The organism is Flavobacterium noncentrifugens (assembly GCF_900100375.1).
Taxonomy (GTDB): Bacteria; Bacteroidota; Bacteroidia; order Flavobacteriales; family Flavobacteriaceae; genus Flavobacterium; species Flavobacterium noncentrifugens.
The window spans coordinates 555278-573757 of the sequence record NZ_FNEZ01000002.1; the positions used below are offsets into that span (position 1 = coordinate 555278).

General features: G+C 39.9%; 19 protein-coding genes. 9 read left to right on the forward strand and 10 right to left on the reverse strand.

What is annotated here, in order from left to right; all coding sequences use genetic code 11:
* Nucleotides 1-5: 5 nt before the first annotated feature.
* On the forward strand, nt 6-890 hold the full coding sequence (locus tag BLS32_RS07155) for a hypothetical protein (RefSeq protein ID WP_091393389.1): 885 nt from the start codon (nt 6-8) through the stop codon (nt 888-890).
* Nucleotides 891-1029: 139 nt separating this feature from the next.
* Here BLS32_RS07155 and hutI read toward each other — a convergent pair whose 3' ends face one another.
* On the reverse strand, nt 1030-2265 hold the full coding sequence (gene hutI, locus BLS32_RS07160; RefSeq protein WP_091393392.1) for an imidazolonepropionase: 1236 nt from the start codon (nt 2263-2265) through the stop codon (nt 1030-1032).
* Nucleotides 2266-2334: 69 nt separating this feature from the next.
* Here hutI and corA point away from each other — a divergent pair, with 69 nt between their 5' ends.
* Nucleotides 2335-3417, forward strand: a complete 1083-nt coding sequence (gene corA, locus BLS32_RS07165) for a magnesium/cobalt transporter CorA (protein ID WP_091394665.1) — start codon at nt 2335-2337, stop codon at nt 3415-3417.
* Nucleotide 3418: 1 nt separating this feature from the next.
* On the opposite strand, the gene BLS32_RS07170 is transcribed toward corA, so the two are convergent.
* Complete coding sequence (locus tag BLS32_RS07170; RefSeq protein ID WP_139171707.1) at nt 3419-4615, reverse strand: hypothetical protein; 1197 nt, start codon at nt 4613-4615, stop codon at nt 3419-3421.
* 137 nt (nt 4616-4752) lie between these two features.
* Here BLS32_RS07170 and BLS32_RS07175 point away from each other — a divergent pair, with 137 nt between their 5' ends.
* From BLS32_RS07175 to BLS32_RS07205, 7 genes are all read left to right on the forward strand, one after another.
* Nucleotides 4753-6894, forward strand: coding sequence for a TonB-dependent receptor (locus tag BLS32_RS07175; protein WP_091393397.1), 2142 nt, complete (start codon nt 4753-4755; stop codon nt 6892-6894).
* A 214-nt stretch (nt 6895-7108) separates the two neighbouring features.
* The gene (locus tag BLS32_RS07180; protein ID WP_091393399.1) at nt 7109-7522 is read left to right on the forward strand and encodes a DUF2141 domain-containing protein; all 414 of its coding nucleotides are present in this window, start codon (nt 7109-7111) and stop codon (nt 7520-7522) included.
* Nucleotides 7523-7526: 4 nt separating this feature from the next.
* Nucleotides 7527-8153 carry a tetratricopeptide repeat protein gene (locus BLS32_RS07185; RefSeq protein ID WP_091393401.1) on the forward strand — a complete coding sequence of 209 codons (627 nt, stop codon included), beginning with the start codon at nt 7527-7529 and terminating at the stop codon, nt 8151-8153.
* A gap of 42 nt (nt 8154-8195) precedes the next feature.
* Nucleotides 8196-9539: a 2TM domain-containing protein gene (locus tag BLS32_RS07190; RefSeq protein WP_091393403.1), complete on the forward strand. Its 1344-nt coding sequence runs from the start codon at nt 8196-8198 to the stop codon at nt 9537-9539.
* Complete coding sequence (locus tag BLS32_RS07195; protein WP_245699356.1) at nt 9530-9862, forward strand: 2TM domain-containing protein; 333 nt, start codon at nt 9530-9532, stop codon at nt 9860-9862. The genes BLS32_RS07190 and BLS32_RS07195 overlap by 10 nt, the downstream gene beginning before the upstream one ends.
* A 13-nt stretch (nt 9863-9875) precedes the next feature.
* Nucleotides 9876-10193: a 2TM domain-containing protein gene (locus BLS32_RS07200; RefSeq protein WP_091393405.1), complete on the forward strand. Its 318-nt coding sequence runs from the start codon at nt 9876-9878 to the stop codon at nt 10191-10193.
* 33 nt (nt 10194-10226) lie between these two features.
* Nucleotides 10227-10982: a LytR/AlgR family response regulator transcription factor gene (locus BLS32_RS07205; protein ID WP_091393407.1), complete on the forward strand. Its 756-nt coding sequence runs from the start codon at nt 10227-10229 to the stop codon at nt 10980-10982.
* A 53-nt stretch (nt 10983-11035) separates the two neighbouring features.
* On the opposite strand, the gene BLS32_RS07210 is transcribed toward BLS32_RS07205, so the two are convergent.
* The 8 genes from BLS32_RS07210 to BLS32_RS07245 all read right to left on the reverse strand — a co-directional run bounded on the left by BLS32_RS07210 (nt 11036) and on the right by BLS32_RS07245 (nt 18476).
* Nucleotides 11036-11218 carry a CsbD family protein gene (locus BLS32_RS07210; protein WP_091393410.1) on the reverse strand — a complete coding sequence of 61 codons (183 nt, stop codon included), beginning with the start codon at nt 11216-11218 and terminating at the stop codon, nt 11036-11038.
* A 193-nt stretch (nt 11219-11411) separates the two neighbouring features.
* On the reverse strand, nt 11412-12461 hold the full coding sequence (locus tag BLS32_RS07215; protein WP_091393413.1) for a COX15/CtaA family protein: 1050 nt from the start codon (nt 12459-12461) through the stop codon (nt 11412-11414).
* A gap of 187 nt (nt 12462-12648) precedes the next feature.
* Entirely contained in the window at nt 12649-14076 is a 1428-nt protein-coding gene (locus BLS32_RS07220; RefSeq protein WP_091393415.1) for a CCA tRNA nucleotidyltransferase, read from the reverse strand.
* A gap of 20 nt (nt 14077-14096) precedes the next feature.
* On the reverse strand, nt 14097-14669 hold the full coding sequence (locus BLS32_RS07225; protein ID WP_091393418.1) for an L-threonylcarbamoyladenylate synthase: 573 nt from the start codon (nt 14667-14669) through the stop codon (nt 14097-14099).
* On the reverse strand, nt 14666-15814 hold the full coding sequence (locus tag BLS32_RS07230) for a glycosyltransferase family 4 protein (protein ID WP_170227548.1): 1149 nt from the start codon (nt 15812-15814) through the stop codon (nt 14666-14668). The genes BLS32_RS07225 and BLS32_RS07230 overlap by 4 nt, the downstream gene beginning before the upstream one ends.
* Nucleotides 15811-16647, reverse strand: a complete 837-nt coding sequence (locus BLS32_RS07235; protein ID WP_091393424.1) for a glycosyltransferase family 2 protein — start codon at nt 16645-16647, stop codon at nt 15811-15813. Before BLS32_RS07235 ends, BLS32_RS07230 begins: the two co-directional genes overlap by 4 nt.
* 64 nt (nt 16648-16711) lie before the next feature.
* Nucleotides 16712-17476 (reverse strand): FkbM family methyltransferase, encoded by a 765-nt coding sequence (locus BLS32_RS07240; protein WP_091393426.1) that lies wholly within the window; start codon nt 17474-17476, stop codon nt 16712-16714.
* Nucleotides 17477-17501: 25 nt separating this feature from the next.
* A complete protein-coding gene (locus BLS32_RS07245; RefSeq protein ID WP_091393429.1) occupies nt 17502-18476 on the reverse strand; it encodes a glycosyltransferase in 975 nt (324 codons plus the stop codon).
* Nucleotides 18477-18480 lie beyond the last annotated feature (4 nt).

The window sequence follows — 18480 nt, forward strand, 5'->3', positions numbered from 1 at the left end:
TCTTTATGGAAAATCAAAAAAGTAATTCGAATCTTAAAGCGATAATTGCCATATTAGCCGTGCTTCTTGTAGGAAGTTTGGTGTATATTTTTAAAGTAACTTCAGATGCTAAGGCAGTTGAAACCGAATTGGTCACTACAAAATCTGACAAAGCTTCGGTAATGAAAGATTTGGAAGAACTGAAAGCCACTTACGACGCAGCAATTGCTGAAAATACTTCAATGTCAGACGAATTGATCGCTGAAAGGGAAAAAGTAGTCAACTTAATGGCCGATTTGAAAAAATCAAAAGGCGATGCATCTTCGATGGCAAAATACAAAAGCCAGTTTTTTGCATTGCAATCTAAAATGAAAACTTTGGTTGCAGAAAATGAGACTTTGAAAAAAGACAATGCAAACCTGACAGTGCAACGCGACAGTACGGTAATGGTTCTTGGGGAAGCTAAAAAATACAATGAAGTATTGGTTGGACAAAACGAAGAATTATCAAAAACAGTTGAAAAAGCTTCAAAATTGACGATTTCTAACTTGCAGACTGCAGCTTATAAATTAAGAAGTTCGGGAAAACAAATCTCTACAGAGAAAGCAAGAAAAGCAGACATCTTGAAAATCAGCTTTACGATCTCTGAAAATGCGGTTGCAAAACCAGGAGAAAGATCTTATTATGTTCAGGTGATCGATGCTAAGAACAATGTTTTGGGCGAGAAAAAAACAGAAACTTTTGGCGACCAGACTTTGACTTACAGCTTTGTGAGCAATGTAAATTATGAAGGAAAACCGGTTCAGGTTTCTCAGGATTTACCAGGTAAAGATTTTGAAAAAGGAACTTATTTCGTAAATGTTTTTGACAAAGGCGAATTGGTTTCAAAATCAAGCTTCAGCTTAAGATAACCGAATGGTATTATAAATTAAAAACTCCCGATTTGCGTCGGGAGTTTTTTTATGTACCATTTTAGCACTTAATGAACCTTAATTTCTTAATGTTGAATTTTTAAACCATTAAGGAATAAAGATAAATTAAGACTTGGTTTTAAATCATTTTTCCTTCAAGAATTACAGTGTCGATCAAATTGCTTCCGAAAGCATACGGCAATTGGTAAAATGAAGCAATTGGTTTGGTAATAATCAGGTTTGCTTTTTTGCCAATGGTAATGCTGCCGTGCGTTTCAGACAATCCCATTGCATAAGCGCCATTGATCGTTGCGGCATTGATCGCTTCTTCAGGCGTCATTTTCATTTTGATGCAAGCGGTTGCGACTACAAAATTCATGTTTCCCGATGGCGTCGATCCCGGGTTAAAATCGGTGGCTAAAGCCAATGGCAGGCCGGCGTTCAGCATTTCCCTTGCCGGCGTGTACGGAATGCTCAGAAAATAGGAGCACGAAGGCAAAGCGACCGGCATCGTGTTCGAATTTTTCAACGCTTCAATGTCTTCGGGATTCATAACTTCTAGATGGTCAACGGAAAGGGCGTTGCATTTGACAGCTGCTTCGATTCCGCCGATGGCGTTGAATTGGTTCACGTGGATTTTCGGGATCAATCCGGATTTTTGTCCGGCTTCCATAATTTTTTGGGTTTCTTCAACCGAGAAGTAGCCGGTTTCACAAAAAGCATCAATGTATTCGGCCAGATTTTCATTGGCTACAGCCGGGATCATTTCATTAATGATCAAATCGATATACCCTTTGTGATTGTCTTTATATTCAGTTGGAAAAGCGTGCGCACCGAGAAAAGTCGCTTTAATCGCAATCGGATAATTTTCTTTTAAGCGTTTGATGACACGCAGCATTTTGAGTTCGTCTGCAACCGAAAGTCCGTAACCTGATTTGATTTCGACTGCGCCGGTTCCGAGGTTCATCACTTCTTCAAGGCGCAATTTCGATTGGTTGTAAATTTCTTCTTCAGATGTTTCATGTAGTTTTTTGGCAGAGTTTAAAATGCCTCCGCCGCGGTTGGCAATTTCTTCATAAGTCAGTCCGTTGATGCGGTCGACAAATTCCTGCTCGCGGTTTCCAGCGTAAACGATGTGCGTATGGCTGTCGCACCAGGCTGGAAGCACCATTTTCCCATTGGCATCAAGCAGATGGAGATTTTCGGTGGGCGGACAAATTTCCATCGGGCCAAAATCTGCAATCAAATCATCTTCAATTAATAAAAAAGCATTTTTGATTGTTGGAAGTTCGGCCATTTCTTTGCCCGAAAGCTTGTCAACCGGAATTTTCCGAACCTGTAACAGTTCTTTGATATTGATGAGCAGCGTTTGCATGTCTGATTTTTCTGTAAAGGTAAAAATGGAATTTTAAAAACGCCTATCTTTAAGCCAAATTAATGCGTGGTGAGAAGAGTCAAATATAAAAAAGTCAGGAAAGTGCAGCCCAATTTTTACGAATATACGGGCATCCACAATACCGATCCGATCGAAATGCAATTGTTTGTATATGACGATGCCGGTTATGAAGAATATAAAAAAGTGTCGTTGCAAAGGGTTCAGAAAGAGCTCGAAGACCCGCTGCAGGCCGATGATGTAAAGTGGCTGAACGTACACGGTTTGTACGATACCGATTTGATCAAAAAAATAGGCGAGATGCTTTCGATTGAACCGTTCATCGTGGGAGACATCCTGAATACGAACCGCCGCAGCAAGATGGAAGAACTCGATCAGGTGCTGTACTTTAGCATCAAATCGATTTTGCCAGAGAAGGATTACGATCATTTGCGTGTGGAGCAGATCAGTTTTATTTTGAAAGACAATATATTGGTGTCGTTCCAGGAAAAGAAAAGCGATTTTTTTACGCACATCCGCGAACGCATTAAAACCCATAGCGGCATCGTCCGGAAAAAGAAAAACGATTATTTGCTGTATTTGCTGCTTGAAGCCGTAATGGAAAATTTCTACATTACGATCGAATATTACGAAAATTGCATCGAAGATTTAATGATCGAAGCCAAAACCAGCGACAAGCCTGACGTTTTGGAACGCATTGAAAAAACCGGCGAAAACCTGAATTTCCTGAAACGGTCGATTTCGCCGTTGCGCGATGCGCTTTTCAATTTAAAATCGGTTCACGAGGATGACGATTACGACGGCATTGAAAAGAACAATTATACTTTTTTCGCGCGCCTTCACCAGAAAACACTTGAATTGCTCGAGCAGATCGAATATGACAACAATGCGCTCGACAGCGCTTCCAGCTTTTATTTTGCTGCGCAAGGCCACAGGATGAATGAAGTCATGAAAATCCTGACGGCGGTTTCTGTGATCTTTATGCCGCTGACGTTTATCGTTGGCGTTTACGGGATGAACTTTGATTTCATGCCGGAATTGCGCTTCAAATACGGTTATTTTGCCGTGCTATTTGTGATGCTTTTGCTCGTTTTGGTAATGGTCAGTTATTTTAAAAAGAAGAAATGGTTTTAGGTTACAGCACTTTGAAGCCCAACGTAATTCCGTAAGTGGAAAGATCTGCACCTTGGTATTGGTAATGTTTTAATGGATTGCGTTTGAAATTGTAACGGAAACCAATGCTGTACCGTTTGTAGTCGAAACCGGTTCCTATGAAAAAATTCCCGCAGGTCGATGTGTCTAACCGGCCTTCGCTTTGTGCGTAAAATCCGCTTTTCTGAATGTAATTAGAACCTAAATTAATAGAAGCATTGTATCCGGCTTCCAGAAAAATTTTCGGTGTTTTGCCTAAAAACATATAATGGCGCGCGCCAACTGGGATTTCAATCGTATTCAGGCTTGCGTTGTTGGCCGAAACCGTACCGATTTTTGCATTATTGGTTTTATACGATTGATAAACCGGAGCTGCAAACATCGCCCATTTGTTTTTGTTAAACGGGAAAATGTATTCCACTTCAAGTCCTGCATTATATAAAGGATCTTGCCCAAAATCCCGAGTTTGATACGAATCTACTACTTTTAGGCTGGCAAATCCTGCGCCGGCAATTACTTTTAGGTTCAAGCTTGCTGTCGATTGTTTTGCCGGGCCAACTGCGGTGTTTTCTGAATTACCGCCATTGTATTTTAAGAAAATGGAAGTCAGGTCTTTTTGTTTGTATTCCAGTTTTTCAAGTGTTTTCTGGTTTACAGCTTCAGATTTTAACACCGTAAGCTGCTGTCTGAAGTAATTATTTGCTCCAAGGTTTCCCGGAGAAGATATGTATTGTTTGTACACCAGCTGTTCTGGATTTCCTTGGTTTTCACGGCTGAAGAAATAGCGTACGAGGTTTCCATCTTCATATTTGTATAAATTGGCACGGCCTTCTGCAAGTACTTTCAAAAATAAAATTGCATTTTCAAAATCAGGATTGCGGTTCGAGGTCAGTCTATTGATATCGCTTGGCGAGCGGTCTATTTTTACAGAAAAGCGCACATATTTCGACGCATTTTCAATTCCGAATTCTTTAATGGCACCGATATCCTTTTTTTTGATTTCGGATGCTGCGTCTGCTTTGTAATCAATCGACGTGGGGTTGTTTTTCCAGTCGACGTTGCGGATGAGGCAATTGGTTTTAACGCCGTTGTTGCTGATGAAATATCCGGGTTCAAAATTAATCTGGGCGAATGCCTGTAAGTTCATAGACAATACCAGGAGCATAAAAAGTCTTTTCATTTTGTATTTGTTTGCTGGCCCTAAAGTAATCTTTTTTAACAAATCCACAACTCATCCCGAAAATTCTACAATTCGGTAATTAAATGTTTTATAGTTTTGTGAGCCGACTGATATTTGCCTTACCAAAATAGAACAACATGAAATCAATCTTTACATTTTTAATCTTTTTATGCACGACAGCCGCTTTTTCCCAAAATATCGTTTCAGGAAAAGTGGTCGATGAAAAAGGCAAAGGCGTTCCGGGGGCAAATCTCTTTATCGACGGGACTTATGACGGCACCTCAAGTGATGAAAACGGAAACTTTTCTTTTACGACTGATACGACCGGAAATCAGGTGCTGGTTGCGAGTTTCCTGATTTATGAAACTTCAAGGACGACGATTGATGTTTCCAATTTTAAAGATAAAACCATCAAACTTCGCGAAAATGTCAATTCGCTCGACGCGGTTGTGGTGTCTGCCGGAACCATGGAATCGGGCGATAAAGCCAGGGTTTCGGTCTTAAAGCCATTGGATATCGTAACAACAGCCGGATCAGCCGGGGATATAGTTGCAGCTTTGCAGACGCTGCCCGGAACACAAACCGTTGGCGAAAGCGGCAGATTGTTTGTTCGCGGTGGCGAAGCCGATGAAACACAGACTTACGTGGATGGGATTCGCGTGGCACAACCTTACGGATCGACAACCCAGAATTTACCGACACGCGGCCGTTTTTCCCCATTTTTATTCAGCGGAATTTCATTTTCCACAGGCGGATATTCAGCAGAATATGGCGAAGCGCTTTCGAGCGTGCTTCTTTTGAATACGCAGGACGAACCAGATCAGAATAAAACCGATATTTCATTAATGACCGTTGGCCTCGGCATTGGAAATACGCAGAAATGGGCAAAAAGTTCGTTAAGTGTCAATGCAGCTTACATTGATCTGGCGCCATACCAAAAAGCAATTCCGCAAAATATCGATTGGAACAGGCCGTTTCAGTCGTTGTCTGGAGAAGCGGTTTACCGATACGGATTCAACAACGGTTTGCTCAAGGTTTATGGGGCTTTCGACGCTTCGAGATACGACCTAAACCAATCGAATATCAATCTGGATCATAAAATGCGCGTGGATCTATCGAATAATAATCTGTATTTGAATGCTTCGTATAAAGGAAATTTTAGTGGAAACTGGCAAATCACATCGGGCGTAAGCTACGGCTATGGCGCCAATAAAATCGGTTTGGATGAAGATGAAGTCGAAAATGCCGAAAATGCGGCACATCTGAAACTAAAATTCCGAAAAAGCTTTTCAGACCGGGTAAAATTGTCTTTTGGAGGCGATTATTTCATTACGGATTTTGATGAACAATATACAGGATTTCCGCAAATTGGGTACAATGCCAATATTGCAGCAGTTTATTCGGAAGCAGATGTTTTCTTTTCGAAAAAATTCGCTGCAAAAGTCGGCATCCGCGCTTCAAACAACGATTTGCTGAACGAAACGAATGTGGCGCCGAGGATTTCATTGGCCTACAAAATCGCAAAATACAGCCAGTTTTCATTCGCTTATGGCGATTTTACACAGGCACCGAGACAGGAATACCTGAAATATTCCAAATTCTTTGAAAGCGAAAAGGCATCGCATTACATCCTGAATTTCCAATATGCGAAAGAACGCCAGACTTTGAGACTCGAAGCCTATTACAAAGATTACCGCAATTTGGTTGGCTACGATACGCCAACTGTAGCTTACAATTCGAATTTCAACAACAACGGAAACGGTTATGCCGCAGGTTTGGATGTGTTTTGGAGAGACGGAAAATCGGTAAAAAACCTTGAATACTGGGTTTCATATTCGTACATTGATACCAAAAGAATGTATCAGAACTTTCCTGAAAAAGTCACCCCGAGCTTTGTTGCCGATCATAATTTGTCATTGGTAACCAAATACTGGATTCCGGATTGGAAGTCGCAAATCGGCTTTACAAACAGCTTCAGCAGCGGCCGTCCATACAACAACCCGAACGAAATCAAGTTTATGAACGGAAAAACCAAAAGCTATAACAACCTTGCGTTTAATTGGGCTTATTTGTTAACGGCGCAAAAAATCTTGTATTTTTCAGTTTCAAACGTACTCGGAAGCCAAAATGTTTATGGTTATGAATATGCAAACCAGAAAAACAGCAATGGTATTTATGCCCGACAAGCCATTACGCCAACAGCCGACAGGTTCTTTTTCGTAGGCTTCTTCTGGACGATCAGCCAGGATAAAAAGAGCAATCAGCTGGATAATCTTTGATTGGTCTAAAGTCGGAAGTTGGGCGAGGTAAAAAAGTACAAGAAATTTTTAAAGGAACTGTTACCGGTTTCAAGGGTTTTTGACTTTAGACTTTCAGACTTTCGACTTAAAACACAACTCATCCTCAAAATTCAACAGTTCAGTTACAATAAATTTTAAAAGCAATATCGCAAACGTAGATTTGTCCAGTAATTCAATACCAACAAAAACAATTATGAAAAAATCAATCTTAGTTTTAGTAATTTTATTTGCAGGCATGATGCAGGCGCAAACAGTGAGCCTTGAAGTGAAAGTTTCGGGTTTTAAAAACAATGATGGAAAATTGAAAGTAGGTTTGTACAATTCGGAATCCACATTTCTGAAAACGGTATACAAAAGCCTGGCTTCGGATATTAAAAACGAAACCGCAACCGTTACTTTTACAGATCTTCCGAAAGGTGAATATGCGGTCAGCGTTTACCATGATGAAAATACAAACGGTGTAATGGACAAGAATATGTTTGGTATTCCAAGTGAAGACTACGCCGCGTCAAACAATGCAAAAGGCGTGATGGGCCCGCCAAAATATGCCGATGCAAAATTTACGATCAATACCAATTCAAAAATAAAAATCACACTTAACAATTAAGATCATGAAAAAATTACTTTTAGTTTTCGCAATATTTGTAACAGGTATGTCTCAGGCACAAACCAAATTTGAACAGGGAATGGGACAGGCTTTCGGCTTGTGGAAAGAAGGTAAGCCGGCTGAAGCGACTGCTTTATTTGAAAGAATCGCTGGTGCGGAGAAAAACAGTTGGCTTCCGAACTATTACGTGGCGTTTATTAGTACGATTTCATCTTTCGAAACAAAGGATAAGGAAAAAGTAAATGCATTGCTTACAAAGGCTCAGAATGTGCTTGACATTGAAATGGCAAAAGACCCGAACAATCCGGAATTGTTAGTATTGCAGGCATTGACCTATACGGGCTGGATTGCTTTTGATCCGATGACAAATGGTATGAAATATTCGCCAAAAGTAATGGAGCTATACGGAAAAGCCGAAGCGATCGCCCCTGAAAACCCAAGAGTAGTTTACGGAAAAGCCGAATTCGAGATTGGCGGCGCAAAATTTTTCGGAACAGACACCAAACCGATGTGCGCGGAAATCGACAGGGCAATAACATTGTTTGCAAAGTTCAAACCTGAAACACCTTTCAGTCCAAAATGGGGATTGGATCGCGCTTTGGATATCCAGAAGGAATGCGGTAAGAAATAAGGTTTATATATAAAATTACACCAAATTAGATAAATACGCAAAATGAAATTCAAAAAGCTCATATCGAACACCTTAATCATGGGAATTGGCATTTTTTTGCTGATTCAGTTGCTGAATTGGATTTTTGGGAGCAAGATCATTTTTGATAATAATATGCTGTTTATGTTGATGTATACGATTTTGTATACATTTTGCCTTGGAGCCGCAAATTACGGAATCTTTCACCTGCTGGATAAGTATTTTGAATCCGATAGGTTTTCTGCGAAGCGTGTCGTTATCGGATTTATTGCCTCGTTTGTAGTGTCATTGCTTGTAATTTTCCTGCTTCGGATTTTTGAGGATGTAATTATGGAAGGGCGTTCATTTACCGAATTCCTTTCAAAAGAGAATCCGGCGAATTATGTGTTTGCCATTGTGATTACTTTTTTCGTCACGCTTTCGTTGTATGCGTTCAATTTTTACAAAGCATATCAGGAAAATAAAGTACAGCAACAAAAGATCATTGCGGGCACAGCATCGGCAAAATTTGAGAGTTTAAAGAATCAAATCGATCCACATTTTTTATTCAACAGCCTCAATGTGCTCAGTTCGCTTATCGAGGAAAATCCAGAAAATGCCCAAAGATTTACAACTTCACTTTCAAAAGTTTACCGTTATGTACTTGAACAAAAAGATAAAGAACTTATAGGAATAGAAGAAGAGCTTTCATTTGCGAAAACCTACATGAATTTGCTGAAGATGCGCTTCGAAAACAGCTTGTTTTATGAGCTTCCGCAAACGGTCTTAAATCCCGAAGCAAAGGTGGTTCCGCTGTCATTGCAATTGCTCTTGGAAAACACGGTAAAGCACAATGTGGTAAGTGAACAGCGTCCGTTGTACATCAGGATTTTTGTTGAAAACGATTATCTGGTCATTGAAAACGACCTTCAGAAAAAAGAGGTGATCCAGGACAGGCAGGGTGTTGGCTTGCAAAATATTGTCAGCAGATACGGAATTATCACCAGGCGGAAGGTTTTGGTAGAGCAAACTGCTAAAATATTTTCGGTAAAGATCCCGATCCTGACCAAACAAGTTTCGGTAATCATGGAAGCCACATACAACGATCAGCAAAATACTTACCGGAAAGCGCAGAAAAGGGTAGAAGACATCAAGGGTTTTTATGGCAATCTGGCTTCCTACATTGTGGTTATCGGCGGCTTGGCGATTTTAAACCTGGTGACTTACTCACAATATTTATGGTTTTTATTCCCGGCTGGCGGCTGGGGAATCGGGGTGCTTTTTCACGGATTGAACGTCTTTAATTTCGTGCCGTTTTTAGGGCGCGACTGGGAAGAAAAAAAGATCAGCAGACTCATGGAACAATACAAATCTAACAAATGGAAATAACAGCAACCATGGAAAATTCAAAACTTTCAGAAGCGATGTTGTATCGCAGGGCAAAAAAACAAGCGCATAATATTAGAGCTTTTTACATCAATTTGACGTGCTATTTAATCGTGATACCGATTTTGATCTATGTCAATTTAACCTATTCTCCGGAACATATCTGGTTTGTATATTCGGCTTTGGGCTGGGGAATCGGATTGACTTTTCACGGACTGGCAGCATTCAATTATAGTCCGTTTTTAGGGCGCGAATGGGAGAAAAACAAAATACAGCAAATACTTGATAAAGAAAGTAGTAAAAGCAATCAATTCACTAATCAATAAAATAAAAAAAAACATGGAGATCATAAACGACCCGGAGCAATTAAAATTCGAAAGAGCCAAGAAAAGAGTCAAAACCATTGCAGGTTTCTACAGGCATTTTGCGATTTATATTATTGTAAATTTGTTTTTAATCGCAACAAACTATTTCAATCTCGAACCGGGTGAAAAATTCTGGGAATTCAGCACATTTTCAACGGCATTTTTCTGGGGCATCGGATTGCTGTTTCATGCACTTAGTGTATTTGGCCCGAATGTGTTTTTAGGACACGACTGGGAAGAAAAGAAAATCAAGGAATATATGAACCGCGACCAGCAAACCAAATGGGAATAATTTAACCGCATATTGCCAATCACAATCCAATTTATGAAAACCATCATTATTGAAGATGAAAAGCCCGCAGCGCGCCTACTTCAAAGAAAGCTCGAAAAATTAAATGTTACTGCTGAAATCATGCTGCATTCTGTCGAAGAATCTATTGCCTGGTTTTCTAAAAACGAACATCCTGATTTGATTTTTCTCGACATTCAATTGTCTGATGGATTGTCATTCGAAATCTTTGAAAAAGTCAATATCAAAAGCGCGATTATCTTTACGACTGCCTATGATGAATATGCGTTAAAGGCCTTTAAATTAAACAGTATTGATTATTTACTGAAACCGATTGATGAAGATGATTTGGAACTAGCGATCGGTAAATTCAGATTAAGGATGCCAAAACAAGAGAACATCCAGCTCGACTTCGACCAGATCAAAAGAATGCTGAGCAATCCGTTTGAAAAGAGTTTTAAAAAACGTTTTACGGTTAAAATCGGGCAGCATTTGAAAGTGATTGCGGTCGAAGAAATCGAATGCTTTTTCAGTGAGAATAAAGGCACGTACATTCATACAACAGACAACCGCAATTATTTAATTGAATCCACATTGGAGCTACTCGAAAACGAACTCGATCCTTCAGATTTCTTTCGCGTAAGCCGAAAATTTATCATTCCGATGCGCGCCATCAAAGAAATTGTTTTATACAGCAATTCGCGCTTAAAAGTGATTTTACCAACATTCAAAGACGATGATGTCATTGTAAGCCGCGAAAAAGTTTCTGATTTCAAAACGTGGATCGGCTAAAATAAAAATCCGCTTCGGTTAGAAGCGGATTTTCTGGTTAGATGTAACCAAACTTAATCCAGCAAGGACTTTATTTCTTTTTCAGTCTTTCCTAATTTCTGCTGCAATTTTCCCCAAAGCTCGTCGTCCTTTCCTTCTTCGTATAACAAATCGTCATCAGTTAATTCTGCAAATTTTTGTTTGAGTTTTCCTTTCAACTCATTCCAGTTTCCTTTAATTTCTTTTGAATTTGGCATGGCTCTATATTTAAATTTATAGATGCAAGTTCGTTCATTTAATCTTAAATGCCTTACAGGATTTTTTGTTTTGCTTGTATGATTTATCCGTATAGTTTTTAATCTGGCTAAATTCAACAATTATAAATTAGTTTATATAAAGAATCTTAAGTTATTAGAATACAAAAGATTAAATATATCATATAGATTTAGTCTATAACGAATTTACTGATGAAATTCGAACTTTTCTATTTAAATTGTAACTCTCAAGGATCAGATAAAACTGTGTTCCAAACAATAAAGAAGCGATTACCAAATGCGTCGTCTGTGATCCAAACGGAAAGTCAAAATAATACATCGCGATGCCCGAAGCGATCTCAATTCCGATTAAAAATAACACCCAGTACATCTTTGAAAATCCAAGATCCAGCTTCCTGTTTCTCCAAAATAAAAAGACATTTGCCAAAAAAATCAAAACCGACAGGGAACGGTGAACGTAAAAATCAACCGTCGGATTTTGCAAAACCAAATGCATTTGGTCATATCCAACAACTTTCACCTGCATGTCTACAAATTGCCGCACTTGCGTTCCTAAAGCAACTTGTATTAATGTTAATCCCAAAGCGCCGATCAATATGTTCCTAAACAAACTGTCTTTCTGAAAAACCGCTACTTTCACTTCAGATTTTCGGATGATGTACAAAATCACGCCAACAATCACCAAAGCTACGATCATGTGCAGCGTAATCTTGATCGGGTTCAATACCGAATAAACGACTGTCGCACCAAGCCACGCCTGAAATCCCATCAAAAAAACTGTCAGCCACGACAAAACTGTAATGCTTTTATGCTGCTTCCAAAATCCAAAAGAAGCAACCGCCATCGCAAAAACCACAACCCCGGCCAATGCGCCGCACAAACGGTTGATATATTCAATCCAGGTGTGCGTTGGGTTAAAAATGGCGTAATCGTGCTTGGTATATGGCCGCCAATGACTCGGGTCGAACGTTTCAGATGTCGTAAAATCATCTTCTGCAACCAAAAGTGCTTCCTCTTTAATGATCACCTGTCCCGATTCAAATGCGCGGTTCGGCGCCCAAGTCAGTTCTTTAATGTCAGTTGGCGGAATGTAATAACCAAAGCATTTCGGCCAGTCCGGACATCCCATTCCGGAGCCTGTCATTCGCACCAATGCGCCGGCAACAATAACAAAATAGACTAAAACCAGGGCGGTTTTAGCAATTGTAGTAAAATATTTTTTCATGTCAAGTAGTTGTTTACACTATTTTTTAGGAGCTTTTTCCCGCTTTTCGCTGCAATCTTTTCAAGTTCGCTTCCGCTGCGCTGCAGCAAACTCAAAAAGGATTTCCGCTGCAATCGGGGCTAGGGGCAACTCGGCAATAACGACAATTTGTCTAAACTCAGGCACTCGAGACTCAGGCACTGAGCAACTATTTAGCTACGATCAGTCCAAGTTTTCCAGCCCGAAGCATCATAAAATCATAAGCTGCCTGATACTCGTTTGGAATGTCGCCTTCAAGAATCGCTTCCTTAATCGCTTCCTTCAAAATCCCAATTTCGCGTGAAGGCTGCAAATTAAAGATTTCCATAATTTCCTCGCCGGTAATCGGTGGCTGGAAATTGCGCACATGGTCGCGTTCTTCGACTTCAACGATCTTCTGTCTTACGACTTTAAAGTTATCGTGGTATTTCCTGAATTTGTTCGGGTTTTTCGTGGTAATATCGGCTTCGCAAAGCGTCATCAGGTTTTCGACATCTTCGCCGGCATCAAAAACCAAACGGCGTACTGCAGAATCGGTAACGGTATCTTCAGCGAGAACGATTGGGCGCGAACTCATCATCACCATTTTCTGGACGAATTTCATTTTCTGGTTCAGCGGCATGTGCAAACGCTCGAAGATTTTCTTAACCATTTTTCCGCCAAGGAATTCATGGCCGTGAAATGTCCAGCCTTGTTTTTTATAAAATCGCTTCGTTGGCGCTTTTCCAATGTCATGCAGCAATGCCGACCAGCGCAGCCAAACGTCGTCTGTATTTGGGCAAATGTTGTCAACGACTTCTAATGTATGGTAGAAATTATTTTTGTGTGTATGGCCTTCAATTTCCTCGACGTTGTTTAACGCAGTCAATTCGGGCAAAATGATGTCGAGCAATCCGGTTTTATACAACAACAAAAATCCGGTTGAAGGTTTGTCGGTCGATAAAATTTTATTGAGTTCTTCGACGATTCGTTCGCCTGAAATGATCTTGATTCTCTCGGCGTTGCGTTTGATCGAACCTAGCGAATGTTCTTCTATTTCAAAATCCAATTGCGCTGCAAAACGGATTCCGCGCATCATCCGCAAAGGATCGTCAGAATAGGTAATGTCAGGATTCAAAGGTGTTTTGATGGTTTTGCTTTCCAGATCTGCCAATCCGTTAAAAGGATCGGATAAATCCCCGAAATTGGCTTCATTCAGGGAAAGCGCCAACGCGTTGATCGTAAAATCGCGGCGGTTCTGGTCGTCTTCGAGTGTTCCGTTTTCAACAATCGGATTGCGGCTGGTAAATTCGTAAGATTCCTTTCGGGCACCGACAAATTCGATGTCGATGTCCTGAAAACGCAGCATTGCGGTGCCGTAATTTTTGAAAACCTGTACTTTTGGCTTTTTTGGAAGCAATTCCGAAACTTTCAAGGCAAGCTCAATTCCGCTTCCGACGGCAACAATATCAATGTCTTTCTTGAAATCGCGTTTTAAAAGCAAATCACGGACGAAGCCGCCAATGACATAACTTTCGGTATTTATAGCTGCTGAAGCCTGTGAAATGACTTCGAAGATTTTATTGCTGAGCGATTCTTTGTAATTGGTTTTGGCCACGGATAAACAGATTTTTTATACTATTTCCGGATGACTTTTACCTGCGAATCGCTTGTAAGCTTTATGATTGTCGAAGGTTTTCCGGCGATTTTATCGTGCTGCAAATTTACAACATAGTCAACGCCTTTTACAATTTCAGGGCTAATTTCTTTAAAACTTTTTGGCGTAGGCTGTCCGGAAATATTTGCCGATGTTGAAACTAGCGGCTTTTTCATACGCTCCAGCAACTTAAAGCAAAACGGTTCTTTTACAAGCCTGATTCCTAGAGATTTGTCGGGAGCGATGATATTGGGTGCTACATTTCGGGGATTGTCAAGGATCAAAGTTGTCGGTTTTTCTGAAACATCAAGGATCTGCCACGCGACTTCTGGAATGTCTTTAAAAACGTTGTACATCATTTTTTCGGCATTCATCAAAACGATCATGCTTTGAGTTTCGGCGCGTTGCTTCAGCTTGTAAATTTTGGCTACGGCCTCGGGATTTGTGGCATCGCAGCCAATTCCCCAAACGGTATCAGTTGGATAAAGGATGATTCCGCCTTTTGAAATCACTTCAAAGGCATTGTGGATTTCGGTATTGATATCTTGATTCATAATTGCTTTTTTAGGTTTTTCCGGCCGAACGTTTCCCGGTATTTTTCGTTAAAAGTTTCGCTTCCAAAAGTTTCTTTGACTGATTTGTAAGCATTTTTGCTGGTTTCTTCGAGAAGTTTCCGGTTGCTTTCGAGTATTTTGATCTGCGAAATAAAATCAGCTGCGATTGCCTCGGGTTCTGTATTTGGGATGGTGAATCCATTGGAATGCTGCCCGTTAATAAACGACGGAATTTCGCCTACAGCAGTACAAACCGGAACAACGCCAAAGCCCATGCCTTCAAGCACGACCATTGGAAATCCTTCTCGCGACGACGTAATCAAAAGTAAATCGCTCTGAAGGTAATATTGATCGAGTTCGGTTTTGGTAAGCGCACCGACAATTGTTGTATTGGCCGGAAGCGTGCGGTCTGTTGAAAATCCGATGACAAAAAATTCGCAGGATAAACCAAGTTCGAATGTTTTTTGGGCAATTTCAAAGAATAATTCCGGTCGTTTTTCATAGCCGTTTCGGCCAACAAAAAGTATTTTTAATTTCTGATTGGCTGGCTTTTCGGGATAAACCGACGGAATTTCTACTTTATTCCGGATGATTTTCAATCGGTTTAAAAATTGCTCGTCAATCGCATTGGATTCATACAATTTTGCAAAATCAGCATAGGTATTTTCGCCTAAAATGATCCGGTTTTGGATTCGGCTGACATAATTCAGGCTGTATTTTTCAGCGGCATAAAGCTCTTCATAAGAAAAAGCGTGAATCAAATCTATGATTTTAATGTCGGCATTTAAAAACGGAATCAAATCATAAAAAAAATGCGAGTTGCAGCCAAAAACCACGGCATTTTTATTTCGGTTGATTTTTCGTGCAATTAGTTTCAGTGCAACATCTTTCTCCTTTTTGCGGACAATGATGTTTTCGATTTCCACGAGCTTTGTGATTTTCGAAAAGGCAGGCTTATTTAGTTCGTTCTCCGATTGGTTTGTAATGATGCAGGCTGTTTTCCTGTCGAAAAAAACTTCCATGATATCACGGTGTACGGTTTCAGCGCCGCCAAGATGGTAAAACGGGAATATGAAATAAACCTCTTTTTTATTGAGTTTCGGAAGGACATCCGTAAAAAGCCTGAAAATTTTCTTGAGCCTCATTTGAATTTTTTTATCAGGCGATCCCATTCTCTTTCAATTTTGAAAAAAGTCTTATAAGTGAAAGTGTGGGCGAATTTATTGACATTTTCGGTCTTGAGGTGAAACGCTTTTACGCCTTCCAGCGAATTGTCAAATCCGATCGCGTCAAAATATTTTTGCTGGTGTTTTTTATAAATGTAACCGATGACATTCTGGTGTTTCTCTTCATCAGAAATGAATGTGATCATCGATTTTGGGCGTTGTCTGTAGAAAAACTGGATGCTGTCGATTTGAAAAACGCGGTCTTCTTTATTCAAAAGCTGTATCAGGAAATCCCAGTCTTCGTAGCCGATTTTCATATTTTCATCATAACCTTTTGTCTTTATAAAATCCTCTTTTCGGTAAATAGAAGAACAAAAAATACAGTTTTGAAACAGCAATTTCAGGTAATCATATTCGGGTAAAGCCCAATATTGATCGACTTCCCCAAATAACCAAGCTTTGCAATACACCAGTTTTGTTTCAGGATTTGATTGAAATACTTTTAGTGCCAATTCCAGGTATTCGGCTCCGATTTTATCATCACCATCGAGTGGCAAAATATACGTGCCTGAAGCCCTGCGAATTCCGGCGTTTCTTGCGGCAGAAAGCCCGGCATTTTGCTGGTGGAAATATATGATCCTTGAATCTTTAGCGGAATATTTTGCAGCAATCTCTACAGAAAGATCGGTAGAACCATCATCTACAACAAGGCATTCCCAGTCTGAAAAAGATTGCGAAATGACCGATTCAAGGCATTCCTGCAGGTATTCTTCCTGATTGTAGCAAGGTACAACGATAGAAAATGTCGGCATAGTTTTTTTATTGGTGCCGTAAAATTATAAAAATAGAAATGAAGTAACCGTATTTTTTAAAGATTTACAATGAAGGCAGGGCAATAAGGTCTAAGTTGTAGTAAATTAAGGTGCCTTCAGTAGTTGTATACAAAATGAAATTGTATTTGCTGATCGTATGCATTACAGTAAATGAACAGCCAGAAACCATACGGTCGTGTGTTTCAATCATGATGATTTTTATTTTCGGAAGCCAGTTTTCGTAATTTTTCTCAAAAAGCTGCTTTTCAGCGCCTTCTATGTCAATCTTCAAAATGTCGATCGTATCCCATTTTTTTTCGGAAATAATTTCATCGAGCGTTACAGAATCGATATCTGAATTTTCAGGCGAATCTGCTTTCCTGATCTGGAAGCTGTTCGTGGCTTTATAGGGATCGGCAATACTGAAGTATGATTTTTTGTTGTAAAGCGCCTGTTGGTGAAGTGTGACGTTGTCGAATCCTGTAGTGTTTTTTCGAAAAGCATCGGCATTTTTGGTTTCGATTTCGATCGCTACAATCGACGCGTCGGGATATTTGATCTTAAAAAATAAAGTCGCAAATCCAACATTGGCACCTGCATCAACAATGGTTTCCGGAATGATCGGCAAGCGGATGTCATATAAATGGCTAAGGAATATTTCTTCAAACGTTTCTGCGTCTTTGCTGTTTGGACGCAGGTAAATCTTGCGGTTTAGTTTTGGAAGCACAATGGTTTCCTTTTTGTTTTTTAGGCCTGCAAAAAGCGCATAGGCGTCCCTGAACTTAAAATGCTTTTTCAATAATTTGAAACGTACAAGATTTGTAAGCATAATTAAAGGTTTTTTAGTTCATTTGCTACCCATGAAGTTGTCGTTTGCCTAAAATCCGATCAGAAATGTTCAGGACAATCGAGGTGAAAAAATATTGCTTTTTCATCAGTTTCCTAGTTTCATTGTAAACCGCTTCTATATTTTCAAGGTTTTCTTTAAAATATTCATTGTAGCGGTCTGCTTTCTCGTATAGTTTTTTATTCTTTTTATAGGAATCGGCAAGATTAGCCAGCCTTCGTTTATACGATTTATAGCCCAAATCCCGGTTTTCAAAATCGAAAACGTTCCGGATCTTATTCTTCACGCGATCGGTTTTGTCGAATGAAATGCCGCCTACCTGTTGGTTTTCATGGATCCGATAATATAAATATTTGTCATCAAGCATTTCAAAAACATTTTTGCGTGACGAAACAATTGCAATCCATTCATCATGATGAAAATCTTTAACAACCGGAAAAGGGAGGATTTCCGGAAGAATTTCCCTTCTAATGGCCATCGTCGCGCCCGTCGCAATATTAGATACGTAAGAAATGAGTTTGTAGTAGCTGAAAGCGATGTTTTTTTCCCTTAAAAATTTCGGGCCATCCCAAATCGTATGTTTTTCCATGATTTCCGATTGGTCGTTCATGCAATAGCCATTTGATACAACAACCTGAATTTCAGGATTTTTACTAAGAAATTCGGTAAAATCTGCTACTTTATTCACAGCCCATTTGTCATCCTGATCTGCTAGGAAAATAAGATCTCCCGTGCATAAACCAATGGCTTTTTCGAAGTTTTTGACGCTTCTTAAATTCGTTTCATTCTGATGGATGAAAAATAACCCAGGATGTTTTTGGTCGTATTCGCGCAGCATCGCTATCGTACGGTCTGTTGAACCGTCATCACAAACTATGATTTCATCAACGGCGTGAGTTTGCGAAAGTATGCTGTCGATCTGCTCGGCAAGAAAACGTTCTCCGTTATACGTGCACATCGCGACCGAAATCTTCTTAATCATCTGA